The organism is Butyricimonas paravirosa (assembly GCF_032878955.1).
In the GTDB taxonomy this organism is placed as follows: Bacteria; Bacteroidota; Bacteroidia; order Bacteroidales; family Marinifilaceae; genus Butyricimonas; species Butyricimonas paravirosa.
The window spans coordinates 1595063-1608494 of record NZ_CP043839.1 but is presented as its reverse complement, the minus strand read 5'-3'; the positions used below and the strand labels follow the sequence as shown (position 1 = coordinate 1608494).

The window sequence follows — 13432 nt, the reverse complement described above, 5'->3', positions numbered from 1 at the left end:
AAAAAGTGATGTTATGAAAATAAATCGTATGATACTGTTTTTGTTTGGTGTTTCTCTTTGTGGCTGTTTTGACGATAAGGGAAACTATGATTACCGTGATATGGCGGATATAACGATAGAGAATGTCCCGGAGGTGATCGAGGTGTTGGGGAATTCCGATCGTATCATTGTGACCCCGAAAGTGATCTCTTCTTTGGATGGAGAGGTGAAGGAGGATAATGGCAATTTCGAGTTCTCGTATAAGATCGAGAAGAAATCCGGGGGAACGATGGTTGCCGGGCAGAAGTGGGTGGATTTGAATCCTTCGAAAACCTTAAATTTGGACACGCTGGCGGCTTTTGCGGCCGATACGTATGTCGGGTGGTTTGCCGTGACAGACAAGCGTTCGGGGGTACAGACGTCGACCACTTTTGATATTAAAGTGTCTTCCCCGACTTACGAGGGATGGATGGTGTTGTGTAACGAGGGTGAACAGGAACGGGTGCGTATGGATATGATTTCGGTGATCTCTGCGGAACGGGTTATTCCGGCTTACAATGTGTTGGCACCCTTGGGATTCCCGGAGGTGAAACACGCGAGAGGGATCGGTTTCTATCCAACCCGACTGGCGAATCCGGATGACGTGATCTACGTGATGTCGGAAGAGGGAACGTATAAATTGAACAAGGAAACGTTCAAGACAGATGAATCTTGGAATATGAATAACGTGGATTTCATTATTCCTCCGGCCGATGAGCATGTCGTGTATTATAACACGGTGAATAGTAGTAATGCCTCGGCTGCATTGGCCTGTCTTTGCGTAACGGATGCCGGAAATGCCTACGCGCAGGTATTGAGTACCCCCGGGGCTGCTTTCGAGAAACCGATCAATACTTCCGCCCGGGGAGAAGCACCGACTTACCGGGTTGCCCCGTATATCGGGGTGAGCATGGCTCGTCCCGGAAATGGGAAAGCGGCTATTTTTTATGATGTGGATAACCAGCGTTTTATGGGATGGAAACAAGGATATGTAGATTTTTTGATGCAGGTATTGAATCCTATCCGGGATAAGGATGGGGCTTTGTTTACATTTAAAACGGGAATGGATTTGGTGTACATGGAGAGTACCCGTTATTCCAACGGATTGGTATACGCAATCTTACAGGATGCTGTGGGGAAACGTTGTATTTACGGTATCAATATGTCTGGTAACGGGTATGTTCCGGAATCGAAGTACGAGGATTTGAATGCTCCCGATTTTGATAAGGCGACGCTCTTTGCATTCCATTCTCAATTCCCTTATATGTTCTATGCAGTGGGAAATAAGATATATCTGCATAACTTGGGAACAAACACGACTTACCCGGTGAATAATATTGCTTTAGGGGAAAACGAGACGGTTACGATGCTGAAATTTAACCTGTACAGGCAATGTTCATTGAAAGATCTGAACAACCAGTCGGAGGAATTTATGGCCCGGCAGTATGAACTGATGGTAGGCTCTTATAATGCTGCGGCTCCGGATAACAATGGTGGTAGATTGGGATTTTACCCGGTGGATGGGGTGAATAACAGCGTGACGAAAAGGATCGAGTATAGCGGTTTTGCGAAGATTCGGGATGTGGTGTATCGTGAACGACGGTAAGTAGTAGTAAATCAAAATGTAGCAATGGGGCTATCCAAAAAGTTATTTTTCAAACTCCCTCCCCCCTTCGGGGTACTCCCTCTATAAACAGAGGGAGAGTTGAAATACTCCCTTTCTTCGGGAAGAGTCACCAGCTCCTCCTCTGTTTATAGAGGAGGTGGCACGAAGTGACGGAGGAGTTTTTTGAGGATAAAATGACTTTTGGGACAGCCTCATTTTTTATCGTGACTTATTTGTCCTACATTTGCACCCGCTAATTGCATTTGGTGTGCAATATATTGTAAAACAGATCACGGGGAGCCGTGATTCTTAAAGTGCGAGAACGATAAATGAAAGAGTTGGATTTGACACAAGGCCGGGTGCCAAAGGTATTACTTCAGTTTGCAGTCCCGTTTTTAATTGCGAATGTTCTTCAAGCGTTATATGGTGGTGCGGATTTATTTGTCGTGGGACAATATGATGATGCGGCCAGCGTTGCCGCAGTTGCTATTGGTAGTCAGGTGATGCAGACCATCACGGGAATCATTCTTGGGCTCACGACGGGGACGACGGTGTTGATTGCTATTGCCACGGGAGCGAGGGACGATCGACAGGTGGCCTCAACAATCGGTTCATCTATTTGGTTGTTTGCCTTGTTGGGTATATCGCTTACATTGGTTATGACTCTGAGTCATGGAGCGATAGCTTCGCTAATGCATACACCCGTGGAAGCGATGCGTGACACGAAACATTACATTTTGATCTGTTCCATTGGAATTCCTTTCATCATGGGCTATAACGTCATTTGTGGTATTCTCCGCGGACTGGGCGATTCCAAAACTCCCCTCTATTTCGTGGGATTAGCCTGCGTGATTAATATCGTGCTTGATTTCATCCTGGTCGGGTATTGCGGTATGCGGGCGGCGGGGGCTGCCATAGCGACCATCTCGTCACAGGGAATCAGTTTCGCCACGGCGTTATGGTTCCTCTACCGGAAAGGCTTTCGTTTCGAGTTCTCGAGACATGATATTCGCTTGGATCGTATTCTTTCGAAAAAGATCGTGACCTTGGGGGCTCCCATTGCTTTGCAAGATGCTTTGATTAATGTCTCCTTTCTCTTGATCACTGTAATCGTGAACCAGATGGGAGTGATTGCGTCGGCCTCTTTAGGCGTTGTTGAGAAAATCATTGTATTTGCCATGTTGCCCCCGATGGCCATATCCTCGGCGGTAGCTACGATGACGGCACAGAATTACGGGGCAAAATTAATTTCTCGTATGAATCGTTGTCTTTATTCGGGTATCGGGATGGCATTGGTCTTCGGGCTATCAGTTTGCATATACTCGCAATTCCTGCCGGAAACCTTGACGGGAATATTCACGAACGATCCGGCGGTTGTTGCCGTGGCGGCGGAATATTTGCGCGGTTATAGTATTGACTGTGTGCTGGTGAGTTTCGTGTTCTGTATCAATTCCTACTTCAGCGGACAAGGAAATTCCGTGTTCCCGATGATTCACAGCCTGATTGCCACCTTTTTGGTGCGAATACCACTTTCGTATCTGTTCAGTCTGATCGACCCCTCTTCCTTGTTTATCATGGGATTCGCCCCGCCCATCTCGACTTTCGTGTCCTTGCTGATTTGCATTTGGTATATGCGATACACCCGGAACAAAAATCGAATGGTAGTAAACGTGGCGACTTCGTGTTAATCAATCGGAAAACCATACGAGGCCGGGTTACGGGAACATACTATTGTTGTTTCCTGTAACTATAAATCGCCCAGCAATATAACCCGGTGGCAAATGCTCCCAGCGTGCAAAGTTGGGACATGATGTCACCGATGCCGCTTCCTTTCAGGTAAACCATACGCATGATTTCCATGAAATAGCGTAGAGGATTGGCATAAGTGATGCATTGCGCCCACGTTGGCATACTACTGATGGGGGTGAACAAACCGCTCATCAAGATAAAAATCAGCATACAGAACCACATGACAAACATGGCTTGCTGCATGGTGGCCGAATGGTTAGAGATGATCAACCCCAATCCCGAAACAACGAGAATGAAAACCAGTGTTGCCAGATAGATGGTGAACAGACTACCGACGGGAACAATCCCATATATAAGCCAGGCCAAACCGATACACAAGTTAAGCACGAGAAACCCGATCAGCCAATAGGGAATGAGTTTGGACAGCGTGAATGCGAAACGGCTGACGGGAGTCACGTTAATCTGCTCGATCGTGCCGACTTCCTTTTCTCCCACCACGTTCAAGGCGGGAAGGAAGCCGCAGAGCATGACTAGCACCATGGTCATGAGTGCCGGAACCATGAATACTTTATAGTTCAGATGCGGGTTAAACTGGTATCTTACGGAAGTCGATATGCTTTGAGGTGACAATATCTGAGAGAGGTAAGAACTCCCCAAACTGCCTTTGGTCCCGTTGACGGCATTGACTGCCACGAGTGTTGATGCCGGGCGTCCGTTGGCTTGTTCCTTCTCAAACCCCCTCGGAATCTCCAGGATAATGTCGGCCTCATCTTTTTCAATAGCAACCATACCCTCTTTATAGGTTGCCGGGGTTTCGGTTAACTGGAAATAGCGTGATGCTTCGATTTGGTGAACCAGCCTTTGAGATGAGGGGCTGTGGTCGTTGTCTATAATAGCAATGCGCAGGTCTTCAATTTCCAGCGTAGCTGCCCAAGGCATGACGAGCATCATCATAACGGGAAACATCAGGATAAGACGGGGTAGAAAACTGTTGCGTTTTAACTGTTTGAATTCTTTTTCGATCAGATAACGTAATATCATGATTATTCCTCCTTACTCTAAACGGTTTTTGAATGTTCGGGTCGTGATCCCGATGAGTACCACGGCCATGAAAAGTAGTATTGCGGTTTCCTTCCACACGTACATGAATGGAACTCCCTCGATCATGATTCTGCGGACGATGCTGACATACCAGCGTGCCGGGATGAAACATGAAATACCCTGTAATATGCCGGGCATGCTCTCGATCGGGAAGATAATCCCCGATAGAATAATCGTGGGGAGCATCAGCACCATTCCGGAGGCCAGCATGGCGGCAACTTGTGTCTGCGTTACGTTGGAAATCAACAATCCGAGGGCGAGCGACACAAAGATGAATACGAGTGACACACCTACCAGAGCCGTGAGACTTCCTGCGATCGGGACATCCAGCACGAAGAATGACAGGAGTAGAATGGTTGTCAGGTTCAATATGGAAAGTACGAAATAAGGTACGGCTTTCGAGAGAATGACAAACAAGGAATTCATGGGGGAGACCAGTAGTATTTCCATCGTCCCGGTTTCCTTTTCCCGGACAATAGAGATAGAAGTCATCATGGCACAAATCAGCATGAGAATCAGTCCCATGACTCCCGGTACGAAGTTATAGGCACTTCGCATTTGCGGGTTGTAGAGCAATTTTGTGTGCATGACAATCGAGGGGTGTTGGATGCCCGCTTGCCGGAGTTCTGCCGCGGCTGTGGCGATAATTCCGTTGGCATAACTACCGCGGGTGATTGCCAGATTGGGATCGGTGGCATCGGCTATAATTTGTATGCTTTCCGAATCGAATCGCTGCCTTTGCAGTTCCCGGGGGAAGGCAATCCCCAGCTCGATCTTTCCTTTGCGGAAGAGCTGGTTCAGTTCCTCGTTGGTATGAACGACGTATTTCACGGTGAAGTACTCGCTGGCATCCAGACGATCGATAATATGGCGGGTGTCCGAGTTTACGGACGACGTGAGAATGGCTGTCTGCACGTTCCTTACTTCCGTGGATATGGCGAATCCGAACAGGATGATCTGCACGATAGGCATCCCGATAAGGATCAGCATGGTGCGTCGGTCCCGTAGGATATGGTGGAATTCTTTTTTGACAAAAGCGATAAACTGTTTCATAAGCGGTACGATTAATCGGATGAACGGGTGGCATTACGAGCCAGTTGGTGAAAAACTTCGTCCATATTAGCGGCATGGAAACGGGTCTTTAGTCCTTCCGGGGAATCCAGAGCCTTGATTTGCCCGTCGACCATCATGGAGATGCGGTCGCAATATTCGGCTTCATCCATGTAGTGAGTGGTGACAAAAATGGTGATACCCCGGTCGGCCGCTTGATAAATCAATTGCCAGAATTGCCGTCGGGTAGCCGGATCGACACCCCCGGTCGGTTCGTCAAGAAACACCAGTTGCGGGTTGTGAAAGATGGACACGGAGAATGCCAGTCGCTGTTTCCAGCCCAGGGGAAGTTCCCGCACGAGAGTTTCCCGTTCATCGTGTAACCCGATGCGTTTCAGCATCTCTTCCGTCCGGGGAGCGATTTCCGATTCCGGTACCCCGTATATCCCGGCAAATAACCGGACGTTTTCCCATACTTTCAGGTCTTCATAGAGCGAGAATTTCTGACTCATGTAACCGATGTGTTTCTTTATATCCTCGCTTTGAGTGCGGACATCGTAGCCCATCACTTCGGCCTTACCGGAAGTGGGACGACTCAACCCGCAGAGAATCCGCATGGCGGTTGTTTTCCCGGCACCATTGGCTCCCAAGAAACCGAATATTTCCCCTCGCTTGACCTCGAACGAGATATGGTCAACGGCCGTAAAGTTCCCGAATGTCTTGACCAGTTGTTCGACCCGGATAACGGTTTGTGCCTCTTGGTGAGATGTGTCATGTTCCAGTCCGGGAGGGCAAAGTATATCTTTGAATCTTTCCAGAATAACTGCCGGGGTATCGATTCCCTGAATGTGTCCGTGTTGTAGAAAAGCGATGCGGTCACATTGCCGGGCCTCATCCATGAAAGGGGTGGAGACGACAATCGTGATTCCTCGTTCCTGCAAGCGATGGAGCATTTGCCAGAATTCTTTACGTGATACGGGATCGACTCCGGTGGTCGGTTCGTCAAGGAAAAGAACTTCCGGGTTGTGAATCAAAGCGCAACATAAGGCGAGTTTTTGTTTCATCCCACCCGACAAAGCTCCGGCCCGTCGGGCTTTAAAAGGGGCAATCTGATCGTAAATTTCTTTGATTTGGTCATAATGGGCCTCTACCGTGGTGTTGAAAACCGTGGCAAAGAAATTCAAGTTTTCTTCTACCGTCAAATCTTGATAGAGTGAGAATTTTCCGGGCATATAACCAATGCTCTGTCTGATCTGTTTATAGCCCGTGACGACATCATTGCCATTCACTCGAGCCTCTCCTTCATCCGCAACCAGCAAGGTCGTGAGAATACGGAAAAGCGTGGACTTTCCGGAACCGTCCGGGCCGATAAGCCCGAACAATTCCCCTCGCCCGACTTGAAAAGAGACATCATGCAGGGCTTGCACGTCACCGTATCGCTTTCCGAGGTGGCTCGTTTCGATAAGATATTCCATAATCAGAATTTTACTTCTCCGTACATACCTATTTTGATTGTTCCGTCATTGCGGACGGCTATTTTTACGGCATAAACCTGGTTGGCCCGCTCGTCATCGGTCAGTATGGTCTTCGGGGTGAACTCCGCCTCGTCGGCGATCCACGTCACCGTGCCGTTATACTCTTTTTTCTCCCCGTTACCGAAGTCCGCGAAGACTTTTACCGGGTCGTTCAACTTGACCGTGGCGAGTTGGGAAGAGGTGATGTATGCCCGTAGGTACATATTCTCGATGTCAGCGATTTTGAAAAGAGGTTTTCCGACGGAGGCCAATTCTCCGGGTTCTGCGTATTTGGCAAGAATCGTTCCGTTGATAGGGGCGAGAATGTGGCACTTTTGTAGTTGGTCTTCCACTTGGGCCACTTGTATTGCCACGGAAGAACTCTGTTCATTCAGACTGGCGGTACTGTTCTGTAAGGAGGAAACTTGTGCATCGAGCTGACGTTGCAGCACGGTTAACTGAGAGTCCCAGTCGTCCAGTTGCTTTTGATTAGCGGCATTGGCTTTCAGCAAATTTGCCACGCGGGCCCGTTCTCGTTTCGCTGTTGCGATTTGTTCCTGTAGGGCAGCAATCTGTTTACGTATATCGGGACGTTGCTTGTCAACTGATTTCATACTGGCTTGCAGTTGTAATTTTTTCAGGTAGAGTTGTACGGTATCGACTAGCCCGATTTCCGTTCCTTGGGATAACCGTGTTCCTTCTTCGGCGTTCAGGTAAAAAAGTTTTCCACTGGCCTCGGAGGACACGATGATTTCCGTGGCCTCGAATGTCCCGGTCGCGTCATATTCTTTTTCTGAGTTACAGGCGGACAAGAGAGTTGCGATTACCGCCATGAGGATCATATTTAGAGTTTTCATATACTTGAGTGTTTGTAAATTTGTTCGTATTGTACTTTTTAATCTTCACACCGGGTTAATTGGTGAGATGTTTTTGTTGATACATATCCATGAGTAACTGAATCTCGTGCAGGGCCTTGTTCTGCCGGGCCAGATTTTCATTCGTCAGTTCCCGTAGCATCTCGGTCACGGTCAACGTGCCGTTGGCTACTTTCGCCTCGGCCGACTTACGGATATTGGTGCGGAGGCGGATGATCTCGTTATCCGTTTTCATCTGTTTTTGCAGGGCGGAGATGACACCTTGTTGTTCTGCCAGCTGCAGATGGGTGTTGAACAAGAATAAATCCCGGTTACTTTGGATGCGTTGTCGTTCGGTCGTGAATTTGCGCTTGTCGTTTTTCAAGGTGTACAGGCTACCGAAATTCCAACTTAGTCGTGCGCCTACAATATAGTAGGGTTCAAACGAGTTCTTCAGCATATTTAACCCCGGATTACCGTAAGCGCCTTGTGCAAACAGGCCGAGCTGGGGACGATAGCCGGTTTTTAAGGCTTGTTCCTTCACGTTGATACTGTTTTCCTGAGCGGTATACAGGGATAGTTCCGGGCGGTTGATCACGTCAGAACTATTACCTTGTGGGACGATTGGTTTTACCAGTCGCGTGTCGGTTGCCAAATTTTCCCCGATGAGGAGGGCGAGCATACGCAGGTAGGCGACCCGGTTGGATTCCAAGCTGACCCGTTGTTGTTGCGTGTTGAGAATTTCAACCTGCACGGCATCGACATCAGCGTCGTTGGCGATACCATTATCCCGGTAAGCCATAACGTTTTTCAAATTGCGTTGCAGTTCTTCATTTAATAGTGTGTTTTGTTCCAATTGTTCGTCCAGCAAAAGAATGCCGAAATAAACTTGATTCACCCGTTCATTTAATGCATACATATTCACGTCTAACTGGCTCTTGGCCTCTTGGGATGTGGCTTTTGTTTGTTGCTTTTGCGACCGGATATGTCCACCGTCCCAGAGGTTCTGTTTCACTTCCAGCATAATTTGGTACTGGTCTTTGGGCAAGCCCTTGATGGAAAGTTCGGGGATGTCGAAAGGGATTTGCGTGACATCACTTTGATAAGAGGCTTTCCCGCTGAGGCTGATCTGGGGAAGGTTGCCTTTGGCGGCATTGGCAAGACTGTAACTTTCCGACAACTCGATCAGTTTGTACTGACGGGCAAGCGGGTAATGGTCTTGGGCCTTTTGCCGACATCCTTCGAGGGTAAGTTGCCCGGAAGCTTGTAGCACCAGGCTGGCAAACAGGATCAGAAAAAAGGTTCGTATCATATATTTATGTTTTTAATTATTTCCACGACAAAGGTACGTGACGGATGCATATATTAAGGCTCTATTAGTAGTGGTGAATGTTCTATTTGTTCGAAAAATGCGATTTTTTGTTTGTATTTCGGGTAAAATATTATCTTTGTAGGAAATCGTCATGTCTTATGAAACAAAACGGATTATTGAATTTAGCCTTGAAACAGGTGCAGGCTTGGCCCATACAACCTTGTAACGATTATCGTTTCATTTCAGAGGAGTTTGTTATTGTCCGTTCCGTGGTTGGAATGAGGGATTTGAACAGTTCTCTGATCGTTTTCGGACAACCTTATCGATTGACGGAAGGGCGTATCGTGCATCTGCGTTCCGGGTATGTTCGGATTCGGGCCAATTTGCACGATCTGACCATAAAGGCTCATCAAATGGTGGTGGCGTCTCCCGGTACGGTGGCCGAGTTCGTGGAAATGTCTCCGGATTGTGAATTGTCGATGGTGGGAATTGCCAATAGTTTCATGGAAGGCTGGCAGAAAGAGGAGCAATTGATGGCTTATCTCCAAGGGCGGCTTTACTTGTGGCTGTCGTTGAACGAGGTGATTGAGCGACGGTTGGAGACTATTTTTTCTTTGCTGTGGGAAGTGGTACATGATGTTCCTTTTCCTAAAGGTACGGTGCAAAGTCTGATTTCAACCCTGTTTCATCAAATAGCCTATTTACAACAAAACGGTCATTCCGTCGGACATGCGAAATATACCCGCCAGGAAGAAGTGTTTAACCGGTTTCTCAGCTTGGTGAATAAGTACGCAATCCGTGAGCGTAACGTGGCTTTCTACGCGGATCGTTTGTACCTAACTCCCCGTTATTTGAATACCTTGATCCGGCAGGTTAGTGATCACACGGTGATGGACTGGATCAACGAGGCGGTTATCCAGGAGGTTAAAATTCAGTTGCTCCATAGTGATAAATTGGTGTACCAGATTGCCGACGAGTTGAATTTTCCCAATCCCTCTTTTTTCAGTAAGTTTTTCCACCGCATGACCGGGAAAACGCCCAATGAATACCGGGCAGGAAAGTAATGTATAATAATTAAAATATGAATTGATGATGAGAGTAATATCCGTACGGGAAAACCCGGAATATAAAGAGGTCGCCATAAAATATTTCCCCAGCAAGTGGACGGAAGTAGCCCCGGAAATATACGAGGATTGTATCACTCATGCCGTGGGGAGTGAGGATGTTCTACCACAATGGTATCTGTTGGAAAAAGAGGGGATTATCATGGGATGTGCCGGCTTGATCACGAATGATTTTATCAGCCGGATGGACCTGTATCCTTGGCTTTGTGCCTTGTATATCGAAGAGGCGTACCGGGGAAATGCTTATGCCGTGCTGTTGATTGAAAAAGCGAAAGAAGATACCCGTAAGGCGGGATTCAGCCGCATGTACCTTTCAACGGAACACGTGGGGTATTACGAGAAATACGGGTTCCGCTATATCGGACAAGGGTACCATCCGTGGGGCGAGAACTCCCGGATTTACGAGATCGAAGTTTGAACTTCTATTTAAAATGTCACACTAATGAATGATACGAACGAAACGGGGCGGCTAATTGAAAAATATCTTCCGGTGGATTACCATGACACATTTTCGGTACAAACCGACGTGAACGGGTTATCTCCGGCGGAGATCATTACAAGAATATTCTCGTATAATCCCGTGTGGCTCCGGGCCTTGTACAAATTCCGGGCCTTTCTCGTGAAACCTTTCGGGATCGAAACGAGAACTCCGCAGGTAAAGAACCTGATCGTGGAGGAAAATGAACGGGAGGCGATCATGCGAATGGATGATAGTCATTTACTTTTTTACGTTTCGGTATTTATTTGCCCGGAAGAAAGAGGCAGGCAGACCACGGAAATCTCCACGTGGGTGAAATATCACAACCGGATAGGGAAAGTCTATTTTTTCTTTATCAAACCGTTTCATCGGGTGATTGTCCCACGGGTCTCGAAACGGGTATTAATGAAAGAGTGATGTTTTCTTGTTTTGGCTATCTTTGTACAATATGCTAATGATTGATAACATTTTAATCCTGACATGGGTTTATTCCATTTGCAGTAAACTTTTTCAAGGATGACATAATTTATTGGAATCTTATTAAAACTTACTTGTAATTACTTCTTTCTTCTTGATTTTTTGATTTCATCAGTAACCAACTCCTGCAACTTATTCTTGGGTAGCAAGTATTGATATTCAGCAACTCCTATCGGCTTATGTATATCTTGCAGAGCTAATTCTACTTCCAAATGGTCTTTTTCTGCACATAGGATAATACCGATGGATGGATTTTCATCGGGTGCTTTCTCCAGCTTATCCAATAGAGACAAATAGAAGTTCATTTTGCCGACATATTCGGGTTTGAATTCACCGATTTTCAGCTCAATCGCAACCATAGAACGGAGACGACGATGGAAAAACAACAAATCAACCCGATACTCCTTATCATTGTATGCTAATGTATGTTGATTACCGATGAAACTGAATCCGCTTCCCAACTCCATTATGAAAGTGGTAATTTTCTTGACAAGACGACGTTCCAACGCCAGCTCTTTAAGCGGCTCGACGGCATCAACAAATCCTAGATTATAGCTGCTTTGGAATACCTCATTGGCATATTCCGCTTGCTTGATTGGCAATGTGGCTCTGAAATTATTGGATTTCTCGTTTGTTTGTATCGAAAGATGATAATCAGACTTCAAAGCATGTCGCAACATATCACGTGACCACCCTTTGGTGACCACTTCATTGGCATAGAAAACAACATACTCGGCAGGCAAATTATAACTCATTATAAGTAAGTTATGTCCCCATGGTAAAAGTGCTACAGCTTGTTGCACTTTTGTATCATCCTGATTATATTGAAGATAGAAACGTTTCATGTTCCATAGGTTTCTTGGAGACAAACCCATTTCCGGGTACCTTGATTTCAAATCGACAGATAATCGTTTGACGACGCTATCGCCGTGCTCACTCTCAAGTTTGCGTTCAGCTAACAATTTTCCAACTTCCCAATAGGAAGATATGGCTATTGTATTCAGTTGCTTTGCTATCTGTAGGCGAGAAGACTCGATTACTGCTACAGCCTGTTGCAGTAATGCATTGTACTCCTCTTCACTGAAAGGTCTTGATACGGTTAAATCCTTCATACTCTTATCTCTATTGCTTAAATCTCTACAAAAGTATAAAAGATTTTCGGTTACGATGCCAACCGGATAGACTTTAATGTTTCTAATATGCCTGTACTCTTTAAAATCATGATATTAAGTGAGTGATGTTTTCCTGTTTTGGCTATCTTTGTACAATATGCTAATGATTGATGACATGACGGATATTGAAATTAAGTCTTTGAAGAATACGAGTTTCGATGAACTATTCGAGGCGTTCCGGCAGGCTTTTGCCGAGTATGAGATGCAATTGAATCGCACGGAGTTACAGGCCATGCTGAAACGACGAGGTTTTGATCCGGAACTTTCTTTTGCCGCTTTTGACGGGGATAAGATCGTTTCGTTTACTTGTAATGGGATCGGCGATTTCAACGGGACTCGGACAGCATACGACACGGGAACCGGGACGCTAAAAGATTATCGGGGAACCGGGTTGGCAACACGGGTGTTTGAGTCCTCCATTCCTTATTTGAAGGAGGCGGGAGTTAAAGAGTACTTGTTGGAAGTGTTGCAACATAACACGGGAGCGGTTTCCGTTTATCGGAAGATTGGGTTCCGGGTGATGCGGGAGTTTTATTATTTTAGGGCGGAGAACAGACAGGTCCGGAACGAGGTACACGTTGATATTCCTTACACGTTACAGGCTATTCGGATCGAGGATCACGTTTCGGTCTCTGATTTCTGGGATTTCAAGCCGTCTTGGCAGAATAGTTTGGAGGCGATAGGCAGGGCGGCTGATACTTTCGTTTGCTTGGGTGTTTTCACGGAAGACAGGTTGGTTGGGTACGGGGTTTTCGAACCCGTGTCCGGGGATGTTACCCAGATTGCTGTTGACAGATCGTTCCGTCGTAAGGGCATCGGCTCCTTGCTGTTCCAAAAGATGCTCGAAATGAATAAATTAAATTCCGTAAAGATATTGAACACCGATGTTACTTGCGATTCGATGACCGCATTCTTGCGCTCGAAGAATATTGAACCGACGGGAAAACAATTCGAGATGATAAGGCAGTTGTAGGTGC

General features: G+C 46.6%; 12 protein-coding genes. 6 read left to right on the top strand and 6 right to left on the bottom strand.

Annotated elements, in window-relative coordinates; all coding sequences use genetic code 11:
* Positions 1-13: 13 nt before the first annotated feature.
* Together F1644_RS06820 and F1644_RS06815 are read left to right on the top strand one after the other, a co-directional pair.
* Complete coding sequence (locus F1644_RS06820) at positions 14-1624, top strand: PKD-like family lipoprotein (RefSeq protein WP_118305724.1); 1611 nt, start codon at positions 14-16, stop codon at positions 1622-1624.
* Between the two features lie 329 nt (positions 1625-1953).
* On the top strand, positions 1954-3312 hold the full coding sequence (locus tag F1644_RS06815) for an MATE family efflux transporter (protein ID WP_118305725.1): 1359 nt from the start codon (positions 1954-1956) through the stop codon (positions 3310-3312).
* Between the two features lie 40 nt (positions 3313-3352).
* Here the strand turns inward: F1644_RS06815 and F1644_RS06810 are convergent, their stop codons facing one another.
* Genes F1644_RS06810 through F1644_RS06790 form a run of 5 tightly spaced genes read right to left on the bottom strand, consistent with a single transcriptional unit; the run spans position 3353 to position 9204 of the window.
* Positions 3353-4411, bottom strand: a complete 1059-nt coding sequence (locus tag F1644_RS06810) for an ABC transporter permease (protein ID WP_168044610.1) — start codon at positions 4409-4411, stop codon at positions 3353-3355.
* A gap of 15 nt (positions 4412-4426) precedes the next feature.
* On the bottom strand, positions 4427-5527 hold the full coding sequence (locus F1644_RS06805; RefSeq protein ID WP_087421648.1) for an ABC transporter permease: 1101 nt from the start codon (positions 5525-5527) through the stop codon (positions 4427-4429).
* 11 nt (positions 5528-5538) lie between these two features.
* Positions 5539-6999 (bottom strand): ATP-binding cassette domain-containing protein, encoded by a 1461-nt coding sequence (locus F1644_RS06800; RefSeq protein ID WP_118305727.1) that lies wholly within the window; start codon positions 6997-6999, stop codon positions 5539-5541.
* Between the two features lie 2 nt (positions 7000-7001).
* Positions 7002-7895 (bottom strand): HlyD family secretion protein, encoded by an 894-nt coding sequence (locus F1644_RS06795; protein ID WP_118305728.1) that lies wholly within the window; start codon positions 7893-7895, stop codon positions 7002-7004.
* 55 nt (positions 7896-7950) lie between these two features.
* On the bottom strand, positions 7951-9204 hold the full coding sequence (locus F1644_RS06790) for a TolC family protein (RefSeq protein ID WP_118305729.1): 1254 nt from the start codon (positions 9202-9204) through the stop codon (positions 7951-7953).
* Between the two features lie 158 nt (positions 9205-9362).
* Here F1644_RS06790 and F1644_RS06785 point away from each other — a divergent pair, with 158 nt between their 5' ends.
* The 3 genes from F1644_RS06785 to F1644_RS06775 are packed head-to-tail and all read left to right on the top strand — an operon-like array spanning position 9363 to position 11223.
* Entirely contained in the window at positions 9363-10268 is a 906-nt protein-coding gene (locus F1644_RS06785; protein WP_087421652.1) for a helix-turn-helix domain-containing protein, read from the top strand.
* 28 nt (positions 10269-10296) lie between these two features.
* Positions 10297-10746 carry a GNAT family N-acetyltransferase gene (locus F1644_RS06780; RefSeq protein WP_118305735.1) on the top strand — a complete coding sequence of 150 codons (450 nt, stop codon included), beginning with the start codon at positions 10297-10299 and terminating at the stop codon, positions 10744-10746.
* A 24-nt stretch (positions 10747-10770) separates the two neighbouring features.
* Positions 10771-11223 (top strand): DUF2867 domain-containing protein, encoded by a 453-nt coding sequence (locus F1644_RS06775; protein WP_118305730.1) that lies wholly within the window; start codon positions 10771-10773, stop codon positions 11221-11223.
* Positions 11224-11363: 140 nt separating this feature from the next.
* Here F1644_RS06775 and F1644_RS06770 read toward each other — a convergent pair whose 3' ends face one another.
* A complete protein-coding gene (locus F1644_RS06770; RefSeq protein ID WP_118305731.1) occupies positions 11364-12395 on the bottom strand; it encodes a PDDEXK nuclease domain-containing protein in 1032 nt (343 codons plus the stop codon).
* Positions 12396-12579: 184 nt separating this feature from the next.
* On the opposite strand from F1644_RS06770, the gene F1644_RS06765 reads away from it, so the two are divergent.
* Complete coding sequence (locus tag F1644_RS06765) at positions 12580-13428, top strand: GNAT family N-acetyltransferase (protein WP_189021517.1); 849 nt, start codon at positions 12580-12582, stop codon at positions 13426-13428.
* Positions 13429-13432: the final 4 nt, after the last annotated feature.

Bases quoted from the DNA above. Each gene is read 5' to 3' on its own strand.
- F1644_RS06805 (WP_087421648.1), bottom strand. From the start codon at position 5,527: ATGAAACAGTTTATCGCTTTTGTCAAAAAAGAATTCCACCATATCCTA.
- F1644_RS06820 (WP_118305724.1), top strand. From the start codon at position 14: ATGAAAATAAATCGTATGATACTGTTTTTGTTTGGTGTTTCTCTTTGT.
- F1644_RS06775 (WP_118305730.1), top strand. From the start codon at position 10,771: ATGAATGATACGAACGAAACGGGGCGGCTAATTGAAAAATATCTTCCG.
- F1644_RS06815 (WP_118305725.1), top strand. From the start codon at position 1,954: ATGAAAGAGTTGGATTTGACACAAGGCCGGGTGCCAAAGGTATTACTT.
- F1644_RS06795 (WP_118305728.1), bottom strand. From the start codon at position 7,895: ATGAAAACTCTAAATATGATCCTCATGGCGGTAATCGCAACTCTCTTG.
- F1644_RS06800 (WP_118305727.1), bottom strand. From the start codon at position 6,999: ATGGAATATCTTATCGAAACGAGCCACCTCGGAAAGCGATACGGTGAC.
- F1644_RS06780 (WP_118305735.1), top strand. From the start codon at position 10,297: ATGAGAGTAATATCCGTACGGGAAAACCCGGAATATAAAGAGGTCGCC.
- F1644_RS06785 (WP_087421652.1), top strand. From the start codon at position 9,363: ATGAAACAAAACGGATTATTGAATTTAGCCTTGAAACAGGTGCAGGCT.
- F1644_RS06770 (WP_118305731.1), bottom strand. From the start codon at position 12,395: ATGAAGGATTTAACCGTATCAAGACCTTTCAGTGAAGAGGAGTACAAT.
- F1644_RS06790 (WP_118305729.1), bottom strand. From the start codon at position 9,204: ATGATACGAACCTTTTTTCTGATCCTGTTTGCCAGCCTGGTGCTACAA.